Annotated in this window: 18 protein-coding genes; 7 read left to right on the top strand and 11 right to left on the bottom strand. The window is 41.2% G+C overall.

The annotated features are described in order from the left end of the window. Positions 1-106 precede the first annotated feature (106 nt). From ACNOGP_RS13020 to ACNOGP_RS13030, 3 genes are all read left to right on the top strand, one after another. The gene (locus ACNOGP_RS13020; protein ID WP_418212978.1) at positions 107-1,966 is read left to right on the top strand and encodes an SLC13 family permease; all 1,860 of its coding nucleotides are present in this window, start codon (positions 107-109) and stop codon (positions 1,964-1,966) included. 360 nt (positions 1,967-2,326) lie between these two features. Next, complete coding sequence (locus tag ACNOGP_RS13025) at positions 2,327-4,666, top strand: LruC domain-containing protein (protein WP_418212979.1); 2,340 nt, start codon at positions 2,327-2,329, stop codon at positions 4,664-4,666. A gap of 143 nt (positions 4,667-4,809) precedes the next feature. After that, positions 4,810-5,274, top strand: coding sequence for a hypothetical protein (locus ACNOGP_RS13030; RefSeq protein ID WP_418212980.1), 465 nt, complete (start codon positions 4,810-4,812; stop codon positions 5,272-5,274). 66 nt (positions 5,275-5,340) lie between these two features. Here the strand turns inward: ACNOGP_RS13030 and ACNOGP_RS13035 are convergent, their stop codons facing one another. The 3 genes from ACNOGP_RS13035 to ACNOGP_RS13045 form a co-directional block, all read right to left on the bottom strand. Then, positions 5,341-5,988 (bottom strand): GNAT family N-acetyltransferase, encoded by a 648-nt coding sequence (locus ACNOGP_RS13035; protein ID WP_148367548.1) that lies wholly within the window; start codon positions 5,986-5,988, stop codon positions 5,341-5,343. A gap of 157 nt (positions 5,989-6,145) precedes the next feature. Beyond that, entirely contained in the window at positions 6,146-7,069 is a 924-nt protein-coding gene (locus tag ACNOGP_RS13040) for a Ppx/GppA family phosphatase (protein ID WP_195476768.1), read from the bottom strand. Then, positions 7,066-9,135 carry an RNA degradosome polyphosphate kinase gene (locus tag ACNOGP_RS13045; RefSeq protein ID WP_418212981.1) on the bottom strand — a complete coding sequence of 690 codons (2,070 nt, stop codon included), beginning with the start codon at positions 9,133-9,135 and terminating at the stop codon, positions 7,066-7,068. The genes ACNOGP_RS13040 and ACNOGP_RS13045 overlap by 4 nt, the downstream gene beginning before the upstream one ends. Before the next feature lie 173 nt (positions 9,136-9,308). Here ACNOGP_RS13045 and ACNOGP_RS13050 point away from each other — a divergent pair, with 173 nt between their 5' ends. After that, complete coding sequence (locus ACNOGP_RS13050; protein ID WP_004303713.1) at positions 9,309-9,887, top strand: HdeD family acid-resistance protein; 579 nt, start codon at positions 9,309-9,311, stop codon at positions 9,885-9,887. 78 nt (positions 9,888-9,965) lie between these two features. Here ACNOGP_RS13050 and ACNOGP_RS13055 read toward each other — a convergent pair whose 3' ends face one another. The 6 genes from ACNOGP_RS13055 to dapF form a co-directional block, all read right to left on the bottom strand. Next, positions 9,966-12,155, bottom strand: a complete 2,190-nt coding sequence (locus tag ACNOGP_RS13055) for a glutamine synthetase III (protein WP_007761654.1) — start codon at positions 12,153-12,155, stop codon at positions 9,966-9,968. 46 nt (positions 12,156-12,201) lie between these two features. After that, on the bottom strand, positions 12,202-13,590 hold the full coding sequence (locus tag ACNOGP_RS13060) for an ammonium transporter (protein WP_004300090.1): 1,389 nt from the start codon (positions 13,588-13,590) through the stop codon (positions 12,202-12,204). 48 nt (positions 13,591-13,638) lie between these two features. Next, positions 13,639-13,995 carry a P-II family nitrogen regulator gene (locus ACNOGP_RS13065; RefSeq protein WP_004300089.1) on the bottom strand — a complete coding sequence of 119 codons (357 nt, stop codon included), beginning with the start codon at positions 13,993-13,995 and terminating at the stop codon, positions 13,639-13,641. Between the two features lie 62 nt (positions 13,996-14,057). Next, the gene (locus tag ACNOGP_RS13070; RefSeq protein ID WP_418212982.1) at positions 14,058-14,783 is read right to left on the bottom strand and encodes a hypothetical protein; all 726 of its coding nucleotides are present in this window, start codon (positions 14,781-14,783) and stop codon (positions 14,058-14,060) included. Positions 14,784-14,855: 72 nt separating this feature from the next. Continuing rightward, positions 14,856-16,088: an LL-diaminopimelate aminotransferase gene (locus tag ACNOGP_RS13075; protein WP_418212983.1), complete on the bottom strand. Its 1,233-nt coding sequence runs from the start codon at positions 16,086-16,088 to the stop codon at positions 14,856-14,858. A 35-nt stretch (positions 16,089-16,123) separates the two neighbouring features. Next, positions 16,124-16,954, bottom strand: coding sequence for a diaminopimelate epimerase (gene dapF / locus ACNOGP_RS13080; RefSeq protein ID WP_418212984.1), 831 nt, complete (start codon positions 16,952-16,954; stop codon positions 16,124-16,126). Between the two features lie 414 nt (positions 16,955-17,368). Here dapF and ACNOGP_RS13085 point away from each other — a divergent pair, with 414 nt between their 5' ends. Continuing rightward, positions 17,369-17,665, top strand: coding sequence for a thioredoxin family protein (locus ACNOGP_RS13085; protein ID WP_004300083.1), 297 nt, complete (start codon positions 17,369-17,371; stop codon positions 17,663-17,665). A 246-nt stretch (positions 17,666-17,911) separates the two neighbouring features. On the opposite strand, the gene ACNOGP_RS13090 is transcribed toward ACNOGP_RS13085, so the two are convergent. Further along, positions 17,912-18,679: a glycerophosphodiester phosphodiesterase family protein gene (locus tag ACNOGP_RS13090; protein ID WP_349069610.1), complete on the bottom strand. Its 768-nt coding sequence runs from the start codon at positions 18,677-18,679 to the stop codon at positions 17,912-17,914. 208 nt (positions 18,680-18,887) lie between these two features. Between ACNOGP_RS13090 and ACNOGP_RS13095 the strand changes: the two genes are divergently transcribed. After that, complete coding sequence (locus ACNOGP_RS13095) at positions 18,888-19,139, top strand: hypothetical protein (protein ID WP_418212985.1); 252 nt, start codon at positions 18,888-18,890, stop codon at positions 19,137-19,139. Between the two features lies 1 nt (position 19,140). Further along, entirely contained in the window at positions 19,141-19,542 is a 402-nt protein-coding gene (locus ACNOGP_RS13100; protein ID WP_007761549.1) for a type II toxin-antitoxin system VapC family toxin, read from the top strand. An 86-nt stretch (positions 19,543-19,628) separates the two neighbouring features. Here ACNOGP_RS13100 and asnB read toward each other — a convergent pair whose 3' ends face one another. Beyond that, positions 19,629-21,299 (bottom strand): asparagine synthase B, encoded by a 1,671-nt coding sequence (gene asnB, locus ACNOGP_RS13105; RefSeq protein WP_418212986.1) that lies wholly within the window; start codon positions 21,297-21,299, stop codon positions 19,629-19,631. Positions 21,300-21,460: the final 161 nt, after the last annotated feature.

Genomic DNA, 21,460 nt, shown 5'->3' on the forward strand with positions numbered 1-21,460 from the left:
ACTAAAATCATTTCTAATTTGTTTTAATAACGCTGGAGTATTTTCTATTTTTGTTCACCTAAATAAGTTTTGATAGAGTCAAAATAAAACAATCATTAAATTACGTATGCTAATAACCATTATTATTCTCGTTCTTTCGGCTGTCTTTTTCGTGAACGGCAAGGTTCGTTCGGATATTGTGGCACTGTGTGCACTGATAGCCTTACTTATTTTTCAGATATTAACTCCTGATGAAGCACTTTCCGGTTTTTCCAATTCGGTAGTCATTATGATGATCGGATTGTTTGTAGTGGGAGGGGCTATCTTTCAAACGGGATTGGCAAAGATGATTAGTTCCCGTATTCTTAAACTTGCGGGAACCAGTGAGATCCGGTTATTTTTGTTGGTGATGTTGGTGACTTCGGCCATTGGTGCGTTTGTCAGTAACACAGGTACGGTGGCACTGATGCTTCCTATTGTTGTCAGTCTGGCAATGAGTGCCGGTATGAATCCGAGCAGGCTGTTGATGCCGTTGGCTTTTGCAAGTAGTATGGGAGGTATGATGACTTTAATTGGTACTCCGCCGAACCTTGTGATACAAAATACGTTGACTTCTGCCGGACTTGAACCGCTTTCCTTTTTCTCTTTCCTGCCTGTCGGCATTGTCTGTGTGATTGTCGGTACGCTGGTATTGATGCCACTTAGCAAATGGCTTCTTTCTAAAAAAGGCCAGAAAGATGATAATAAACGTTCGGGCAAGTCACTGAAACAGTTGGTAAATGAATATGGGCTTTCCAGCAATCTGTTTCGTTTGCAGGTAATAAAAGATTCCCGGCTTTTGGGCAAGACGATTATTGACTTGGATATTCGTCGCAAATATGGTTTGAATATCATGGAAGTGCGTCGTGGTGATGCATCGCAACATCGTTTTCTGAAAACGATTACCCAGAAGTTTGCTGCACCGGACACAATGTTGCAAGCCGAGGATATTTTGTATGTGACAGGAGAATTCGATAAGGTACAGCTTTTTGCAGAAGATTTCCTACTAGAGATTTTAGGTGACCATGCAACGGAAGAAACTCAAAGCGCAGCTAACTCTCTGGATTTTTATGACATCGGTATTGCTGAAATAGTGTTGATGCCAGCTTCTAATTTGATAAACCAAACAATTAAGGAAGCCGGTTTTCGTGATAAGTTTAATGTGAACGTATTAGGAATCCGTCGTAAAAAGGAATACTTGTTGCAGGATTTGGGAAATGAGCGGATTCATAGTGGTGATGTGCTTCTGGTTCAGGGAACGTGGAATAATATAGCTCGTCTTAGCAAGGAAGATTCTGATTGGGTTGTTTTGGGACAACCTTTGGCGGAAGCGGCTAAAGTTACATTAGATTATAAAGCTCCGGTAGCGGCTGCTATTATGGTATTAATGGTAGTAATGATGGTATTCGATTTTATTCCGGTTGCTCCGGTTACGGCTGTTATGATAGCAGGTATATTGATGGTATTAACCGGATGTTTCCGTAATGTAGAAGCAGCTTATAAAACGATCAACTGGGAGAGTATTGTATTGATTGCAGCTATGCTTCCTATGTCTCTGGCATTGGAGAAAACGGGAGCTTCGGAATACATTTCCAATACGCTGGTTAACGGCTTGGGATCATACGGACCTGTTGCATTGATGGCAGGTATTTACTTTACGACTTCGTTGATGACGATGTTTATCAGCAATACAGCTACGGCTGTCTTACTCGCACCGATTGCTCTGCAAAGTGCCATACAGATCGGAGTAAGTCCGGTTCCCTTCTTGTTTGCTGTGACGGTAGGTGCAAGTATGTGTTTCGCTTCTCCATTCTCTACACCGCCTAACGCCTTGGTGATGCCTGCCGGTCAATATACTTTTATGGATTATGTAAAAGTAGGATTACCATTGCAGATTATTATGGGGATTGTGATGATTTTTGTTTTGCCTCTGATTTTCCCCTTTTAATTTTTAGTTTTTATCCTTTCAATAGGGAAATGAAAGAACTCGGGATTTTGTAGTGCTCTGTAGTACTGAATCTTTGTCGTTTAATTGAGAGTTGCATAGAATATGCAACTCTTTGTTTTTTGCTGCATACTGCAATGTTTATACTTCTAAGTTTTTTATATTCAATGATGTATCCGCCTATCTCTCAATGGAAACAATTGGATTTTTTATCTTCTAAAAGATGTTAACTATGTGCCGAAAATACAACTTTAACTGTCTTTTATCTATAAATACAACTATCTTTGTGTGTTCATTACTGATTGTTGATTAGTGGTGATTTGTATTTTGTGCAAATAAAGCAAACTTAAGCATTCAAAGATTATGAAACAGAACATTGCAAAAGTCTTCACTTTTTCGTTGTTGGCGTCCTCCATCAGCTTTATCAGCTGTGTTGATAATGAGAAAAATCTGTTTGATGCAGATCAATTAAAACAAATTTACGAAGAAACTTTTCCTGTAAAAAATATTGATCCTGACGGTGATTGGACACTCTCCCGGAGTGTAACTGCACATATCTTAGTTAATGGCTATGAGGGAGTAAGCTACAAGATACGGATATTCGATGCCGATCCATTAAGTTCGGAAAGTACGGCAAAAATTTTAGCGGAAGAAGATGCAACTCAAGGAACAACACTTACTGTGGTTTTTGATTGTGCAATTGCCTTGAATAAAGTATTTGTTGCGCGTGTAGACGAGCATGAACATTATATGGTGCAGCCGGTGGCCATTGAAAATGGAGAAGTGACAGCACGTCTTGGATATGCGGATGTATCTACGCGTTCTATGTCGCGAGCTGTAACGACTGGTATACCGACTATGAAAGCTCCTTATACGGCTGATTTTATTAGTGCTAAAAAGGAGGATGCTACTCCAGTTGAGGCTGGTTGGGACCTTAGTGCAGGTCCCGGATGGTTTGAATATGCTAAATTACCTGTATTCAAAGAAAAAATACGTTGGTTTAAGATTCCGACTGGAATTTTTAAAGCTGGATTAAAAACTTCTGGAATCAGTGGTGGAGCAGAGGCTATCAAAATAATTATTCCACAAGGAAGTATGTGGATGATTGAGAATAGTAATCAATTTGATAATATCACAGAGATTATAGTTGAGAATGGTGGAATAATAAAGATAGCTGAAAATGCGACTTTGATATTGACGCAGGCTTCTTATATAACTGTAATGCCAGGTGGAAGTATTATGGGGAAAGGAACTATCTATATGACAAATAGTTCGGCCGGATTTACTAATTATAACGCAGGTATAATTGATTGTGATTTATTGAAGATTGATGGAGGTGGAAGTGGAGTTGATTTTATGAATTATGGAATACTTAAATTGAATTCTTACAGAGCTTCTACAGCTGGCACAACACTGACAAATCATGGAACGATTGAGGCTGTAATTATCGATGGTAATAATAATACCCATATAAAAAATGGTTGTTATCTGAAAACTGATAAATTCCAATTTGGTACACTTGTTATGGGAAATACTTCCGAAGCTATTTGCGAGGAACTTGGGAATAATGGTAATAACAATGACATTGTAATGGAGGCACAATCCATGTTGACTTGTACAGGTAAGGCCAGCTTATATAGAACGGTTACCGGTCCAACCGTTGGTACTGCTTTATTGAAAATTAATGAGATTGCTAATACTGATGGTTTGGCTCAATCTACTTCTAAAGTGACGAATAATATTATTTGTGAAATTACGGATCAAACATATAAAGGTGAAGCGCACTATGACTGGTCTCCTTTTGCGTGGTTAGTGAATAAAGGATTGCAGCAAGGCGCTACTCATTGTAATCCGGGTAAGGCTGACTTTATGCTTCCTGCTGACGGCGAATGTATTAAAGAGGGATATGGTTCTGATGAAACTCCGGACGATGTGGAGATTCGAAATGCTGTTTATTCTTATGCTTTTGAAGATAATTACCCGAAAGCAGGAGACTATGACTTCAATGATATTGTATTGAATGTAACTTTGCCTGCTGCCGGTAATAATGTGAAAGAATTGAAATACACAGTTGTTCTTAGGGCAGTTGGTGCTGTGAAGCAACTGGGTGCCGGATTGAGAATAAAAGGAATAAATAAGAGCAATGTAGAAGAAGTCAGCTTCGGGACAGGTGCTACTCAACGTAGCAACTCTTTGAGTTCTGGTATATTTGAAAATGCAGCTTACGAAACCAATGGAAGTGAACTTGTGATTCCTTTATTTGGAGATGCCCATCATATATATGGATTTACAGGAACGCGGCGTCCGATGTTAAATACAGGAAATATGACTAAACCTCTTGCAGATATATATACTCTTGAAGTGACAGTTAAACTGAAGAATGCGATATCTATTCCTAGTGCGACGAATGATTTGGACTTCTTTATTGCATATCCAACCACAGGTCAGAAGAGAACGGAAGTTCATTTGAATCGATTTAACTCCGCAACTGCAAATGGGCAGTTGGCGGATAGTTCTGTACTGGATGTGATCAAAGCTGTCAATAATACATGGGCTCTTTGTGTTCCGGATAAATTTGCTTATCCAACGGAAACGACGGTAATAACGAATGCATATTCTAAATTTACCAACTGGGCGCAAGATCAAAGTACAAATACTGATTGGTATAATACTGTAAGCAGTGATAAGGTTATAAAGTACTAAGCTATTGATTTTATAAAAGATCAGTATAATATAATTCTCCTGAATATAGAAAGACGATTAATACGAAGGATTTTCCCGATATTAATCGTCTTTTTTACATCATATACATCATATACATCATATAAACTGTACATAGAACGGACATGAAATATTACCCTCCTAAGAAAAAGCCACTAAACTATTTTGAACGTCAACAGAAAAAGTTGCATCCAAAGAAGCATCATTATTACTTCTTCGATTATATGTATTATTGTGGCGAGAAATGGAGTGAGAAAGGAAAAGGAGCAAGAACGAGCGGAATGATTGTACTCTTTTCATATTGGAGCTTTTGCATTATCCTGCCATTGTGTATGTACCTTTCTTCGGTTTCAATAGTATCACGTACAGATGGTTGGCATATCATTGGCCTGTTCTTTCTTTGTATTATCCCACCGGTCGTATTTTGCATGTTACGTTATCGAACCCAACGCCGTTCTGCCCTTATGATTCATTATCGCCGTAGTGAATGGTGTAAAGGAATTCCGGTGTGGCTGGCATGTGCAATGTGGTTTCCGCTTTGTATATTGGAACTCTGGGTATTGATCGGGATGGGCTGGCTTTCAACCTAAAATTATTAAAAGCTTGATTATCCCGATAATTATCTTGGCTTTATGTGATTTGGTACCAAAGATGGACTAAATCGCTTTTCTTCTCATTACTACCAGCTGCTCAAATCGTTTTTGTGACGGAGTGCCAACCTCAACTTCTTTTGGAGGAAATTGTTTGTCGAACTCATTAGCAGCAGATCTATCAATCTGATATATTTCATCTTCTATATAACGGCCTTTTGCATTGGCTAAAGCATTATCATATAATTCACAAACATGAAGAGCAGTAGCATACATATTATCTTCAGTGCGAATCCCTAATGTTTCGGCAGGAATGAATCCTTGTCGGAGATAATAATCCGGGTCACCACAAAGTAAAATAGCACGAAATCCCATTTCGGAAGCTAATTTTTTGGTAAGTGCAATCATTTTTCCTCCGATACCCTGCTGTTGGTATTCGGGGAGAACAGAAATGGGACCCAGGCTCAAAACCTCATATTGGTTACCGTCATCTGCCATGATAAATGATTTGAGGCAGACAACATTACCGACAATCTTGTTATTATGTTCTGCAACAATATCGAGCTCCGGCACAAACTTAGGATGATTACGCATAATATGAAGGAGGTAATGTTCGTCACATCCCGGAGAATAATGATTCCAGAATGCTTCCCGTGTAATGTTTTCGGTTTCATGATAATCCGAAGATTGCTCAATTCTAAGTTTTATATCCATATTGTTTCAAATATATAGTTGCACAAATATAAAGAACAAAATCCGAATACCTAACTCTTTTAAAGATGAATTTATACATTATAGCAAGATGAGACAAAAACTCCCGATACTAAGTCTGGATATACTGGTATCAGGAGTTTTTTTATATATTCATTCATCAAGATTGCGGAGAATCAGACCTGTTCATGTTTTGCGTGTATAAGCTATCTATAATACCGTCGGACAGTCCGATGGTAGGTACAATAATTCCGGTAGCTTTTACATGAGTAGCTATCTCGAGAAATATTTCTGCAGCAGGAACAATAACATCGGCCCGGTCCGGTTTCAACTTATATTGCTTAATACGTTGTTCGGTAGAGAGGGTTTTCAATGTTTCATATATATCTTGCAGTGATTCGATGGGTAGGAGAGACGCTTTTTTATCTTTCTTGTCCGCTAAACGAAATAACTTATTAATATTTCCTCCCGAACCGATGATACTGATAGGGGCATACTCTGTGGCAAGCCCTATCAGATCAGTGCGCAAAGCTTCCTTTTCCTCTTCCTTTACCATGCCGCTAAGCATACGTACCGTACCTATATTATATGAACGGGAATTTTTCAGTTCGCCGTTGCTGATAAGATTGATTTCCGTACTACCACCTCCCACATCTGCATACAGGTAATTTTGTCCTGAAGCAAATAACTGTTCGATATGATTGTCGTAAACAATATGCGCTTCTTCCTGCCCGTCGATGATTTCTACACGGATACCCGTCTTTTTGACGATCTGTTGAACGATATCCTTGCCATTACGTGCATCACGCATGGCAGAGGTGGCACACGCACGATAGTCTACCACATCATATATCTTCATTAATTGTTTGTAGGCTTTCATCAGCCGAATCAGTTTCTTCTCTTTTTCTGCAGAGATAACCCCCACAGTAAAGGCGTCTTCTCCCAACCGTAACGGAATACGGATGAGCTGCACCTTACTCATTAATTCGGGCGCATTCTCCTCGTTTACACATTTTATCAGCAGTCGTACCGCATTAGAGCCTATATCTATTGCTGCATAATTAACTTTTTTCATACTTATCATAATGTATTCTTGTATTCGTTATATAATTCTTCTTGTGAGCGGAATGGGACACTGTTTTCTTCCCGTTCTTTTTCCCAGTTCTCACCTGTACCATCTACAATTCTTCCTTTTGCCGTATCCCGGAATCCGTAGCAGACAATTCGTTTTAAATCTGCCTGAATTTCTTTATCATAGACCGGTGCCGCCACCTCAATACGATTATCCAGGTTGCGAGGCATCCAGTCGGCAGAACCAATGTAGTATTTTTCTTCTCCACCATTGGCGAAGATGAAAATGCGCGAATGTTCGAGATAACGGTCGATAATACCATTGATGTGTATATTCTCGCTGATACCCGGAACGCCTGTCACTAAAGAACAGTTACCGCGTACTACCAGTTCCACTTGAACACCCGCTGTTGAGGCTTCGTATAGCTTTTCAACAAGTGCACGGTCAGTAATATGATTTACTTTAGCAAGGATATAAGCCTCTTTTCCCTGTTCCTTATTTTTTATCTCTTTGTTGATAAGCGCAATGAATCGTTTACGCATATCATTGGGAGAAACGAGCAATTCTTTGAAATCAACAGGAGTATAAGGCTTTTCGATAAAATCGAATACGGCATTGACTTCCCGTACAATGGGACGGTGAGCAGTCATAATGGTATAGTCAGTATACATACGTGCATTTCCTTCATGGAAATTTCCTGTACTGATGCAGGCGATATCTCCGTGCCGAGTGCCGATATGCAGCAATTTAGAATGGATTTTCAAACCCTCTACTCCGAAAATAACATGAATCCCCGCATCCTGCATTTTCTTGCTCCAGTTGATATTAGACGCTTCATCAAAACGTGCCAACAGTTCGATAACTACTGTGACTTTTTTCCCGTTTTTGGCTGCACAGATTAAAGCTTTTATCACTTTGGACTCTTTAGCCAAGCGATAAAGCGTCATCTTGATGCTTTTTACTTCTTTACTGATAGCGGCTTCGCGCAACACACGGATAAAAGTATCGAAGCTATGATAAGGATAATGTAAAGAACGATCTTTCCGACGAATCAAAGTGAGCAGACTTTCCATGCCATTCAGTTCAGGCTTGAAAATAGGTTCCCAAACTGGATATTTCAGTTCATGATGACCGCAAACCGGAAATTTCATTAAATCCTTGAAATTGTGATAGCGTCCTCCGGCTACACGCGTGTCATTCTTATCCACGTTCAGGCGGCCGGCCAACTTTTTCAGCAAGTCTTTAGGAATTTGTTCGTCATAGACGAAACGGATCGGTTCCCCTTTCTTCCGGCTTTTCACACCTTTGGAAATCTTCTGGAGTACCCCTGTCCGTAAATCACTGTCGATCTCCATTTCAGCATCTTTCGTGAATTTGAAAGTGTACGCTTCATAATCTGTATACTTCATACCGACGAAAATCATCGGCAAACAGTAACGGATCACGTCGTCAAGAAACATGAGATATGTTTTTCCATCCGAATCAGGCAATTGAATAAAACGGCCGAAGTCTTCGGTCGGTAGTTCAATCACTGCATAGTCTTTCTCCTTTATCTTTCCCGTTTCATCTTTGCGTAGCAGACGGATGGCAAGGTAAATATCCTCATCTGTCTGATCGTCCAGCGGGCGGGTTCCATTGAGGAAAAGCGGATTGGTAGAACCATTCAGTTTGTTGCGATAGAAAGAAGTGACGAATGCTTTCTGTTCGTCTGTCATTTCCGTATCTTTGATGACGTAGATATTCTCTTTCTTCAATTCCTCCATAATGGAAGCGAATGTTTCCTCAAACTGCTTGTAGTAACGATTGTGCAGCTTCCCTATTTGTTTCAGAGTGCAAGCGGCAGTTTCTTGTTCTGCCTGTATGTTTTTATCAGCATATTCAATAATCCGGTTCAGAGTAGCTACACGGACACGAAAGAACTCATCCAGGTTATTTGAATAAATCCCAAGAAAAGTGAGCCGTTCCAATAGTGGCACTTCGGAGCGGGCAGCTTCCAGCAGAATACGTTGGTTGAAGTACATCCAACTGATGTCACGCTCTACATAAGGGTATTTCTTTTTTATTTCGCTTTGTTTCATTGTGAAAAAGGAACTGTTTAAAATTTCTGCAAAAATATCAATGTGAGATGTAATCGTCATAACGATATTATTACGAACTTATTACAATGTTTATTTGTTATTTTTATATATCAGTAGAAACACTTATATTCGCAAAAGTATTGGAACAGACTCTGTTAAAAAATATAGAATTTATGAAAACAATGAATTATTCCCTTATTCGCATTCTCTTCGCACTTGTGATTGGATTGGTACTCGTGATTTGGCCCAATGCGGCTGCCAGCTATATTGTCATTACGGTAGGTGTTGCCTTCTTGATTCCCGGTGTTATCAGCCTTTTTGGCTATTTCGGCCGGAAAAGACCGGAAGGTGAAGCAGCTCCCCGTTTTCCGATAGAAGGAATCGGTAGCTTATTATTCGGACTTTGGCTGATTGTGATGCCTGAATTCTTTGCAGACGTTCTGATGTTTTTATTGGGATTTATCCTGATTATGGGAGGAGTGCAACAGATTGCTTCTTTGTCGATGGCTCGTCGGTGGATGCCCGTTCCGGGAGCTTTTTATCTGATTCCTTCGCTGATTCTTATTGCGGGTATCATCGCTTTGTTCAATCCGACAGGAGCGCGTAATACTGCATTTATAATTATTGGTATCAGCAGTTTGGTTTATTCTCTTTCCGAATTGATAAACTGGTTCAAGTTTGCCCGTCGCCGCCCGAAGGCTCCGGTTATGCATGACGATGATGATATTGAAGACGCAAAGATTATCGAATAAAAAAAGAAGAGGATTGCTTCACAGCACTCCTCCCCGCAAACTTAAAACAACCAACAAAAGAAATAGATAATTTTTTTTCTATCTCACAAATAACAGTTCCCTGTATTTTGGAAGCGTCCACATCTGATTGTCAACAATCAGTTCCAACTTGTCGATGTGATAACGGATTTCTTCCAGTGCCGGGACAATCGTGTCGTGGTAGGCAATGGCTTTTTCCCGTTCGCTTTCTATCTTGTTTGCAACCTTACGAGCCTCAATCATTGCATCTACATGCTCCTTGATGAAAGCTGTACGGTCGGCAATCTCTTCAATAAGCTCCAGGTTCTTAGCAGACAATTTCGCTGCCTTTTCTGCCGGGAAAAGAGATTGCATCTTATAGACATTATTAATTAAGTCCGTCTGGTATTGAGTGGCAACCGGAATGATATGATTCATTGCCAAGTCACCCAATACACGTGCCTCAATCTGAATCTTCTTCGTATAAGTTTCCCATTTCACTTCGTTACGGGCTTCCAGTTCTTTCTTGGTCATTACACCGGTAGCTTCGAACATGGCAATTGTTTCCGGTTTCAGGTAATTGTCGAAGATAACAGGAACACTGGTTTCACAATCCAGTCCACGACGGGCAGCTTCTTTCTTCCATTCGTCACTGTAACCGTTACCGTCGAAATGAATGGCTTTACATTCTTTGATATATCCGCGGATGATTTCAAGAATGGCGGAAACTTTGGGTTCTCCCTTTTCAATCAACGCATCCACGTCCTTTTTAAACTTCACCAATTGATTTGCTACGGCCGAGTTCAATGCAATCATGGCAGAAGCACAGTTTGCTTCGGAACCTACGGCACGGAACTCAAAGCGGTTGCCAGTGAAAGCAAATGGAGAAGTACGGTTACGGTCTGTATTATCGATCAGTAATTCAGGAATCTGCGGAATATCCAACTTCATTCCCTGTTTACCGCTAAGGCTGATTAAATCATCTTTCGTACTGTTTTCGATATGATCCAATACCTGCGACAACTGTTTTCCAAGGAAAGAGGAGATAATTGCAGGAGGTGCCTCATTCGCTCCCAGACGGTGGGCGTTGGTAGCACTGGAGATAGAAGCTTTCAGTAGTCCGTTATGATGATAAACTGCCATCAATGTATTGACAACGAATGTAACAAAACGCAGATTGTCTTCCGGAGTCTTGCCCGGTCCCATCAATAAGATACCTGTATCAGTGCCCAAAGACCAGTTGTTGTGTTTACCCGAACCATTGACACCTTTGAATGGCTTTTCATGAAGCAGTACGCGGAAACCGTGGCGACGGCTCACCTTACGCATCAATGACATAATCAGCAAGTTATGGTCGTTGGCCAAGTTACATTCTTCAAAGATGGGAGCCAGCTCAAACTGGTTTGGAGCAACTTCGTTGTGACGGGTCTTGACAGGAATACCCAGTTTCAGAGCTTCAATTTCAAGGTCTTTCATGAAGGCAGCCACACGGGTGGGAATAGCACCGAAGTAGTGGTCTTCCAACTGTTGGTTCTTGGCACTGTCATGTCCCATCAAAGTACGTCCGGTCAGCAATAAGTCCGGACGTGCGGCATATAAACCTTCGTCCACCAGGAAATATTCCTGTTCCCAGCCTAGATAAGCAACCACTTTCTTAACTTCCGGATTGAAATAATGACATACGTCTACGGCTGCTTTATCTACGGCGCGTAAAGCTTTCAATAAAGGTGCTTTATAGTCGAGAGCCTCACCGGTATATGCGATAAACACGGTCGGGATACAAAGCGTATCATCTACAATAAAAGCAGGTGATGAAGGATCCCAGGCACTGTAACCACGCGCTTCGAATGTATTGCGGATTCCGCCATTCGGGAAAGAAGAAGCATCCGGTTCCTGTTGCACAAGCAGTTTGCCTGTAAATTCTTCCATCATGCCACCTTTGCCGTCATGTTCGACGAAAGCATCGTGCTTTTCTGCCGTACCCTCGGTCAGCGGTGCAAACCAGTGTGTGTAATGAGTGACACCCATTTCGATAGCCCATTTCTTCATGCCGGCAGCTACCTCGTCGGCAATGCTGCGATCTAGCGGAGCACCGTTGTCAATTGCATCAATCAGTGCATTGTATACCTTACTGGGAAGGTATTTGAACATTTTTTCCTTGTTGAATACATACTTTCCGAAGTATTCCGAAGGACGTTCGGCAGGGGTTGCTACCTCAACAGCTTTCTTTTTAAAAGCTGTCTCTACTACTCTGAATCTAAGTTTTGACATAATACCTGATTTGATTTGTTGTTAAATATGTTAGAGTTTCTCTGTTTTAACTGTTGTATGCGGATTCTCCATGTTCATAGATGTCAAGTCCCTCTTCTTCCACCCGTCTGTCGACGCGGATACCGATGAGTGAATCCACAATTTTGTAAAGAACAAAAGTGATGACCGCACTGAATAAGATAGAGACTACTGTTGCGACAATCTGCACCCACAACTGATGCCAGTCACCATAAAGAGCTCCTTCTACGCCGCCTTCACCAGTGATGTATTGAGTGGCAAAGACTCCGGTAAGGATAGAACCTACGATACCACCGATTCCGTGTACCCCGAAGGCGTCGAGTGCGTCGTCGTATTTGAATTTGGGCTTCACTACCGCTACCATGAAAAAGCAGATAACCGGAGTAATCAGACCGATAAAGAAAGCACCCAATAAATCTACCGTGCCCGCTGCCGGGGTAATGGCAACCAATCCGGCCACTGCGCCTGTACATGCACCTACCGTTGTCGGTTTTTTATTGCAGAACCAGTCAATAAGCATCCAAGTGACTGCTGCAACAGCTGTGGCAATATGCGTTACCATGAAAGCGTTGGCTGCAAGTCCGTCGGCAGCCAAGCCACTTCCTGCATTGAATCCAAACCATCCCAACCACAGGAAAGACGTTCCCATGAATACGAAGGTGATGTTATGCGGAGTAATCGGGTGACCGATCCGGTAATCCTCTCTTTTCCCCAGCATGATCGCCATAACAAGGGCTGAAATTCCGGCATTGATATGCACTACCGTACCACCGGCAAAATCGATGGCTCCCATTTGCTGAAGGAATCCGCCTCCCCATACCCAATGTGCCATCGGGAAGTAAGCCAATATTACCCAGAGGATAATAAATACCATGTATCCGGAGAATTTGATTCTTTCGGCAAATGCTCCCAGGATAAGTGCAGGCGTGATGATGGCGAACATACATTGGAACATGACGAATGTCAGTTCGGGAATATCCCCGGTAGTTAACGTATTGATGGTGATTCCGTGGAGGAATGCTTTGTCGAATCCTCCTATAATGGCTCCCAACGGATTGCCTGATTCCATAAAACTGGTACCGAATGCCCAACTATAACCGAAAGCGACCCATAATATACTGACTACACCGACAATGAGTAATGTCTGCATGATGATACTCAATATATTTTTCTGGCGTACCAATCCGCCATAGAACAATGCGATACCGGGAATACTCATTAATAAAACGAGAATGGTAGCTACGATAAGCCAAGCTGTGTTGCCGCTGTTGAGAACAGGAGTTTCTTCTACAATTGTTATCTCTTCTGATAACTTTACAGTGTCTTGTGCATAAGCACTGGGAGCAAATAAACAGGCCATAATGATGGCTGCCATGATTCCAATTTTGGAAATGGCATATATAATATGTCTACTCATGATGATTTTACATTATTAGTTATACGGATAGCTGTTGGGGAGAAAGAGTTATCTTTCTTGTTCTGCGTTGTAGAGTGCGATATCTCCTCTCTCGCCGGTACGGATGCGGATGGCGTCTTCAATAGGAATAACGAAAATACGTCCGTCTCCGATTTCTCCCGTGTGTGCGGATTTTAGAATAGCTTGTACGGTCTTTTCTGCATTCTTGTCGCGTACTATAATAGAGATCAGGATACGTTCGATAGAACTTGTGTCGTACATAACACCGCGATAGATACGGGCTTCCCGGGCTTTTCCGATGCCTCTTACATCGTAGTAAGAGAACCATTCGATGTCCGCTTCGAGGAGAGCTGTTTTCACGTCCTCGAATTTGGTTTTACGGATAATAGCTTCAATCTTTTTCATATACCTTAAATATTAGTGTTGTTTATTCCCTATACGCTCTTTGATATTCTAAATTCTCTCTCTTAAAAACTTAATCCGAATGCGAAGTAGGTTCCTTCTGTCCGTGGATTGACAGATACCTTGGCAAATACCGGAACGGAGAAGGAATCTGTGATTTTGATATCCTTGGAAGCTCCGAGACTTACATCTGATACGCAGAACCCACTTGTATAGCCATTGTAGAAAGTTGTCTCCCAAGGAACCATACCTAAATCTACTGTCCAGTCGAGACCTCCCAATTTGAATGGTGTGCTAAGTGCGAGGTAAGAAGAATAAGCTCTTTTGCCATTTTCTTTCACGCCGTCGGCACCTGCAAAATTTGTATACCAGTTGACTGCCAGTGGTCCGAAGTCATATCCGACTTGTGCTTCAAATACATGAGCCGTTGAATGAGCTCCGTATTTAAAATACTTGTTAGTTGCTACTTGGGTATTAAACCAATAATCCGTCACTGAAACGCTAAAACCACCTGTCGAATAGCCGAGAGTTAAATCGAACTCTTTCGTATCTGTCGATTCGAACCCTACCGATCCCCATGCTCCGAGTGAGAAACCCTTGTAAGCGATTCCCAATGAAGGCTGAATACTAACTCCGCCTAAATCCTGGCCACGCCAGATGTAACCACTCACCAGATCGGCTCCAACGGAAGCTTCCACTTTATCTTGCGCCAACATTGCGGATGGAGCAAACCCTGTCAGTAATAATGCTACTATTATTACTCCCCATTTTTTGTTAATCGTCGTTTTCATCGTCTTTTTACCTTTAAGTTAGAAAAATGTGGATGTACGGTCCATGTATATAGTAGCGCGCGAAATACTATCTTATAACCAGTTTTTTATTCTTCTCATTGCTTCGATACAGTCGTTACGTTCGCCAAAGGCAGTCAGACGGATGTATCCTTCACCGCTTGGTCCGAAGCCTACACCGGGGGTACCGACCACATTGGCTTCATACAACATCTGTTCGAAGAATCGCCATGACGAAAGTCCGTTCGGAGTTTTCACCCACAAGTAGGGAGCGTTGACTCCTCCATACACTTTCAGTCCTGTGGTTTCCAATCCCTCTTTCATAATTTTGGCGTTGGTCATATAATAGCCGATTGTTTCTTTAATCTGTGCTTTGCCTTCTGCACTGTAAACGGCTTCTGCTGCCCGTTGAGTAATGTAAGAAGTACCGTTGAACTTGGTGCACTGGCGGCGGTTCCACAATCTGTTGAGTGGGATGCGGTCTCCTTCCAATGTGGCGGCAGTAAGCTCTTTCGGAACTACGGTATATCCGCAGCGTACTCCGGTAAATCCTGCCGTTTTTGAAAAACTACGGAATTCGATTGCACACTTTTTAGCTCCCTTAATCTCATAGATAGAGTGGGGGACATTCTCGTCCTGGATATATGCTTCATAAGCGGCATCGAACAGAATCAATGTATCGTTTGCCAATGCATAGTCCACCCATTTCTTCAGTTCCGGTTTGGTTAAGGTCGTTCCTGTCGGGTTGTTCGGATAGCAGAGATAAACAATGTCTATCCGTTTGTCCGGAATTTCCGGAATAAAGTTGTTCTCACTTGTGCAAGGCATATAAGTAACATTACTCCATTTGCCCGTCTCTTCTTCCAACACTCCGGCGCGTCCGCACATGACATTGCTGTCTATATAAACCGGATAGATGGGATCTGTAACACCTACGCTATTGTCATGGCGAAGAATATCGCCTATATTTCCGGTATCGCTTTTGGCACCGTCACTGACAAATATCTCGGATGCCGAGAAGTGAATCCCACGTGGAATAAAGTCATTTTTTATAATTGCTTCAATCAGAAAATCATATCCCTGTTCAGGACCATATCCGCGGAATGTATCTTTGCCGGACAGCTCTTCTACCGCTTTGTGCATGGCTTCGATACATGCTTTCGGAAGCGGTTGGGTGACATCACCGATACCCAACCGGATAATATCCTGTTTAGGATGTGTTATCTTGAAGGTATTTACCTTTTTCGCTATGTCCGAGAATAAATAGCTTCCCGGTAACTTCAAAAAATGTTCGTTTACTAATGCCATCTTGTTATTGTTTTAAGTTCTGCAAAATCTAATACTCAATACCTGATACTTAATACTTTTTTAATATCCTCAATCTCCCCATCGAAAACTTTGGTTGCCGGTCCGGTCATTAATATATGCCCGGAGATTTCATCCCATTCAATGGTGACTGTCCCTCCATCCATGATTACATCGCTTTTTCTTCCTGTAAGTCCGTTGATGAAGGCGGCTACTGCTGTGGCACAAGCACCTGTTCCGCAAGCTTGAGTGATTCCCGATCCTCTTTCCCATACCCTCATCCGTATGGTGTCTTTGCTGACAATCTGTGCAAACTCCACATTAGTTCTATCGGGAAAAAGAGGATGATTCTCCAGTTCAGGACCGATTTCCGGTAAATTAATCCGGGTGATATCCTCAACAAATGTGACGAGATGCGGATTACCCATTGATACTTTGGTTGACCGGAAAGGATACTTTCCTCCCCACTGAATCTCTTCTGTTTCTAGTGGGCTACCCATATCTACGGTGACTGCACTGACTGTTTTTCCCTCTACATGCAGTTTCAGAATTTTTATTCCAGATCGTGTATCCAGTGTAATTTCTGTTTTGTCAGTCAAGCCGTATTCATATACATATTTGCCTACACAACGGCTTCCGTTGCCACACATCATAGCTTCCGAACCGTCCGCATTGAAAATACGCATGCTGAAATCCGCTTTATCAGAGACACCAATCAATATAAGTCCATCACTTCCGATTCCTGTATGAAACTTGCTCCATTCGATTGCCTTCTTTGCAGGGTCGGCTATCGGATATTGGGTTGTGTCTACATATATGTAGTCATTTCCAGCTCCATGCATTTTTGTGAACTTAATCTTTGTTGTCATTTTGATTGATATTTATTGGTTGTTGTAACCTTTTGTTTTATTACAATGCAAAGGTATGACTTTTTGCTTTATATTTTGCTAAAAAGTATATCTAATATCTATTTATTTTCTTCAAACTTATAATCACTTTATATACGGCTGTATTTAGTTATAATTTGAAATTATACCTATTTATATATTAATAAACTGTTATTTGGATGAATTGTTTTGCATATTTTTCCATAATATATGAAGAATATTTAGCCTTGATAATTGGTGAAATCAGCAATAAAAACAAGAAATAGATCCTTTTCCTTTTGACGATATGAAAGTGAAAATCCTTATTTATCTATCATATTGCTCGCCGGATATTCTGAAGAACCTTTTTCTGTATTCATTGTTTTAGCACTATCATTAATATAAAAACGTAGAGATATGAATATAGAGAAACAATTAGAGACAGCAGTTAAGACCAACCATTTGGTGTTGGTAGTATTTTATGCCGACTGGTCACCTCATTATGAGTGGATAGGTCCTGTGCTTCGGACTTACGAAAAGAGAACTGTAGAATTGATAAGAGTGAATGCTGAAGAAAATAGAACAATAGCCGATGCGCATAATGTAGAAACAGTGCCCGCCTTTCTTTTATTGCATAAGGGACATGAATTATGGAGACAGGTAGGAGAGCTTACGGTAGGAGAGTTGAAAGAGGTATTAGATGATTTCCAGTAAATCGTTTGTAATCTTTTATTGGCATATATGAAAATGACCTTTTCTTTTTCAGATGAAAAAAATGAGTGTTCTTAATATGCTGGTATTTAGTTTGTTATGAAAGCTCATTTTTCCTTTTAAAGAAACGGGTGGTTCCTTTAAAAGGAATCACCCGTTCGACACCGGGAAACATCCTGTTTCTTTTAAAGGAACGAGCTGTTTCTTTAAAGACGGATATTAAATAGTTTACTTTGTAATGATTTTATCTTATTGATGTTTTTTCAGTTCTTCTTGTAAGATGACTGGTTCGTTGGTGGTAATGAAATCTACTTTCTGTTCGATCAGCGATTTCATATCTTCCACTTCGTCCACAGTCCACACATTTACTTTCAAGCCGAGTTCATGAGCTTCTTTGATCCATTCGGGGTGTTTCTTAATCACTCCCATGTGATAATCAAGACCGGCAGCACCGAGTTCCTTTAATTCTTTGGGAGACAGTTCTCCGTTAAGGTAAAATACCGGAGTACCGGCAGGAGCCAGGCGGATAAACTCTTTCATGGCATGCAGGGAGAACGTGATATATTCCATGCGGTTTTCCAGTCCCATTTTCTTCACCATGGCAAGGATTCCCTGTACGGCTTTGGTTTCCCGTTTCTTATTGCTATGTGCTTTCAGTTCGAGAATCAGTCGGGTATTACAGTTTTTCCCGGCTTCCAGATATTGTTCCAGGCTGGGTAAGTTTTCTCCGTTGGATAATTTAAGTCCGGTCAGTGCGTCACCTTTGGAATACTCCATCGGTCTCATCTTGTATACAGGATCATGGTTGACCACCAACTTGTTATCCTTAGCGATCCATACGTCAAATTCTGAACCGTAACAACCGATGGAATCTGCTTTTAGAAGTGATGAAATACTGTTTTGTGATGATCCCGGAGTTTTCCAGAATCCACGGTGGGCTATCACTTTTGTCTGTGCCTGCATACAGCAAGCAGCCATTAGAAGGGCAGAAGCCATCATCATTTTTTTTAAATTCATTTGTTTGGTCTTTTAAAAGTTTGATAGATTTAATTGGGTTTGGCCTCAAAATTATAAAAAAGAAAACGCAAATCAGACAATAATATGCTAATCTGCGTTAATTGTGTTTTTTAGTGAGAAGAGAAAAGAAAATATTTATTGTTAGATTACACTTATATTAATAAATACTGTATATTTGTTCTATATCAAATAAAGGAAGGAGAATAATATGGACGATACATTAAAATTAACAGATTCTTATTGGGAAATGTTGAAGTCTTTAAGTGATGAAGTAAAGTTACGTTTGGCTACTCGTCTAACTGCGTCCGTTGTTGCTGCTAAAGCGGTTAACGCGGATACTACAGAAGAAATGCTGAAAAAACATATGGGGGTGTGGAAGGATGATAGAACTACCGAACAGATAATCGAAGATATGTATGCGGGGCGTCAGAATACTAAAGCACCTTTAAATTTTGATTGAAATGGAGAATAAGTATTTGCTTGACAGTAATATCTGTGTTTATATCCTTAGAGACAAGAAGGCTATGCGCGAACGGCTTAAAAAGGCTGGATGGAATAATTGTTATATATCAGAAATAACAGTTGCAGAATTACTGTATGGAGCTGAATGTAGTAGTGCGGTTGAAGAAAACACGAAAGCAGTCTTGTCTTTTTGTTCTGATATGAAAATAATACCGATTAGCCTGGCGTTGGCTGAATATGCCAGTCAGAAAGCGAGGTTGAGAAAAAAAGGGATATTGATTGATGATTTAGACCTTTTTATTGGCTGCACAGCGGTTACGTCCAATTGTATAATGGTCACGGAGAATGTGAAACATTTGAACCGCATTGATAATATTCACATAGAGAATTGGGTTGAATAATATGGAAGTCCTATATTTTAAGAATTACCTCAAAATATAGGACTTATCTTTTGCTAAGGTAGTTAATATATAACAACTTCCATATATTAACTTTTATAGGCCTCTTCGTGTATTCCTCTCACCGCACGTCCGCTAGGCTCATTTAGATTCCTGAAAGCAATATCCCACGCCAGCGCTTCTGCTGTGGAACAGGCCACACTGGGAACACTCGGTACGGTGCGTGCTGCACTTTCACTGGGGAAATGCTCTTCAAAGATACTACGATAATAGTATTCTTCCTTGTTTTGCGGAGTATGGATGGGGAAGCGTTCGGCAGCATGTTCCATTTGCTCATCGCTAACGGCAGCCGCTGTGATTTCTCTCAAAGTATCGATCCATGAATATCCCACACCGTCACTGAACTGTTCTTTTTGTCTCCACGCCACACTTTCCGGTAACATATCGGCAAAGGCTTCGCGAACAATCCGTTTCTCAATTTCCTTTCCGGGGCACATTTTAGCTTTCGGATTCAGGTTCATGGCTACGTCGAGGAATTCTTTATCAAGGAAAGGAACACGTCCCTCTACGCCCCATGCTGATAGACTTTTATTGGCACGGAGACAATCGTACATGTGTAACTTTGAAAGTTTACGTACCGTTTCTTCGTGGAATGCCTGTGGAGTGGGAGCTTTGTGGAAGTATAGATACCCTCCGAAAACTTCATCGGCACCTTCACCGCTCAACACCATTTTAATCCCCATCGATTTGATGACACGTGCCAGTAGGTACATGGGAGTGGAAGCGCGTACCGTGGTTACATCGTATGTCTCGATGAAATAAATGACATCACGCAGGGCATCCAGACCTTCCTGAACAGTATAGTTTATTTCGTGATGGACAGTACCGATATATTCAGCCACTTCACGTGCTTTAATTAAATCGGGAGCACCTTTTAATCCGATAGCGAAGGAGTGGAGTTGAGGCCACCACGCATCACTCGCTCCATCTGTTTCTATACGCTTTGCCGCATATTTTTTGGCAATAGCGGAGATAACAGAACTGTCTAGCCCACCCGAAAGAAGCACTCCATAAGGTACGTCACTCATTAACTGACGATGTACGGCATCTTCTAATGCTGTTTTTACATCACCGGTTTGTGCGTCATTGTCTTTGACGGCTTCATAAGCTATCCAGTCGCGTGAATACCAACGTTTCATTTTCCCCTCTTTGCTATGGAAATAATGTCCGGGAAGGAATACTTCATATTCGTCGCAAAATCCTTCAAGTGCTTTCAGTTCGCTGCCGAAGTAGATTCTTCCTTCTTTATCTTTCCCTATATATAAAGGAATAACCCCTATCGGATCACGGGCAATCAGAAATTCATCCTTTTCTTCATCATAAAGAACAAAAGCAAAGATACCGCTAATATCTTCCAGAAAGTGGATGCCTTTCTCTTTGTAAAGAGCAAGAATGACCTCACAGTCACTTCCTGTCTGAAAGTTATATTTTCCGGCGTATTGAGCACGAATATTCCGGTGGTTGTAGATCTCACCGTTTACAGCAAGCACCTGTTTACGATCAGGAGAGTATAACGGTTGTCCGCCGCTCTGCGGGTCGACGATTGACAGGCGTTCGTGTGCCAGGATGGCACTTCCACCTACATAGATTCCACTCCAGTCCGGTCCGCGATGACGGATTTTCTGGGCCATCTTTAGTGCTTTATCTCTTAGTTCTTTCGTTTGAACCTTTATGTTGAGTATACCTGCTATTCCACACATAACTTTAAGTTTTTGGGGGTGATGTAATATGTTAATTGTTTATTCGCTATTGCTAAGAAGCCCGATTGCTATTATTTATTCGTTCTACCTAGGTTGACTTTTCGTTCCACCATGGTTGTCTTTAAATTCTACCTAGGTTATCCTTAAGTTTCACCTAGGTG

Source organism: Bacteroides difficilis (assembly GCF_048319815.1).
GTDB lineage: Bacteria > Bacteroidota > Bacteroidia > Bacteroidales > Bacteroidaceae > Bacteroides > Bacteroides zhangwenhongii.

Coding starts and splice junctions, on each gene's coding strand:
- ACNOGP_RS13020 (WP_418212978.1), top strand. CDS start 107: ATGCTAATAACCATTATTATTCTCGTTCTTTCGGCTGTCTTTTTCGTG.
- ACNOGP_RS13025 (WP_418212979.1), top strand. CDS start 2,327: ATGAAACAGAACATTGCAAAAGTCTTCACTTTTTCGTTGTTGGCGTCC.
- ACNOGP_RS13030 (WP_418212980.1), top strand. CDS start 4,810: ATGAAATATTACCCTCCTAAGAAAAAGCCACTAAACTATTTTGAACGT.
- ACNOGP_RS13035 (WP_148367548.1), bottom strand. CDS start 5,988: ATGGATATAAAACTTAGAATTGAGCAATCTTCGGATTATCATGAAACC.
- ACNOGP_RS13040 (WP_195476768.1), bottom strand. CDS start 7,069: ATGATAAGTATGAAAAAAGTTAATTATGCAGCAATAGATATAGGCTCT.
- ACNOGP_RS13045 (WP_418212981.1), bottom strand. CDS start 9,135: ATGAAACAAAGCGAAATAAAAAAGAAATACCCTTATGTAGAGCGTGAC.
- ACNOGP_RS13050 (WP_004303713.1), top strand. CDS start 9,309: ATGAAAACAATGAATTATTCCCTTATTCGCATTCTCTTCGCACTTGTG.
- ACNOGP_RS13055 (WP_007761654.1), bottom strand. CDS start 12,155: ATGTCAAAACTTAGATTCAGAGTAGTAGAGACAGCTTTTAAAAAGAAA.
- ACNOGP_RS13060 (WP_004300090.1), bottom strand. CDS start 13,590: ATGAGTAGACATATTATATATGCCATTTCCAAAATTGGAATCATGGCA.
- ACNOGP_RS13065 (WP_004300089.1), bottom strand. CDS start 13,995: ATGAAAAAGATTGAAGCTATTATCCGTAAAACCAAATTCGAGGACGTG.
- ACNOGP_RS13070 (WP_418212982.1), bottom strand. CDS start 14,783: ATGAAAACGACGATTAACAAAAAATGGGGAGTAATAATAGTAGCATTA.
- ACNOGP_RS13075 (WP_418212983.1), bottom strand. CDS start 16,088: ATGGCATTAGTAAACGAACATTTTTTGAAGTTACCGGGAAGCTATTTA.
- dapF (WP_418212984.1), bottom strand. CDS start 16,954: ATGACAACAAAGATTAAGTTCACAAAAATGCATGGAGCTGGAAATGAC.
- ACNOGP_RS13085 (WP_004300083.1), top strand. CDS start 17,369: ATGAATATAGAGAAACAATTAGAGACAGCAGTTAAGACCAACCATTTG.
- ACNOGP_RS13090 (WP_349069610.1), bottom strand. CDS start 18,679: ATGAATTTAAAAAAAATGATGATGGCTTCTGCCCTTCTAATGGCTGCT.
- ACNOGP_RS13095 (WP_418212985.1), top strand. CDS start 18,888: ATGGACGATACATTAAAATTAACAGATTCTTATTGGGAAATGTTGAAG.
- ACNOGP_RS13100 (WP_007761549.1), top strand. CDS start 19,141: ATGGAGAATAAGTATTTGCTTGACAGTAATATCTGTGTTTATATCCTT.
- asnB (WP_418212986.1), bottom strand. CDS start 21,299: ATGTGTGGAATAGCAGGTATACTCAACATAAAGGTTCAAACGAAAGAA.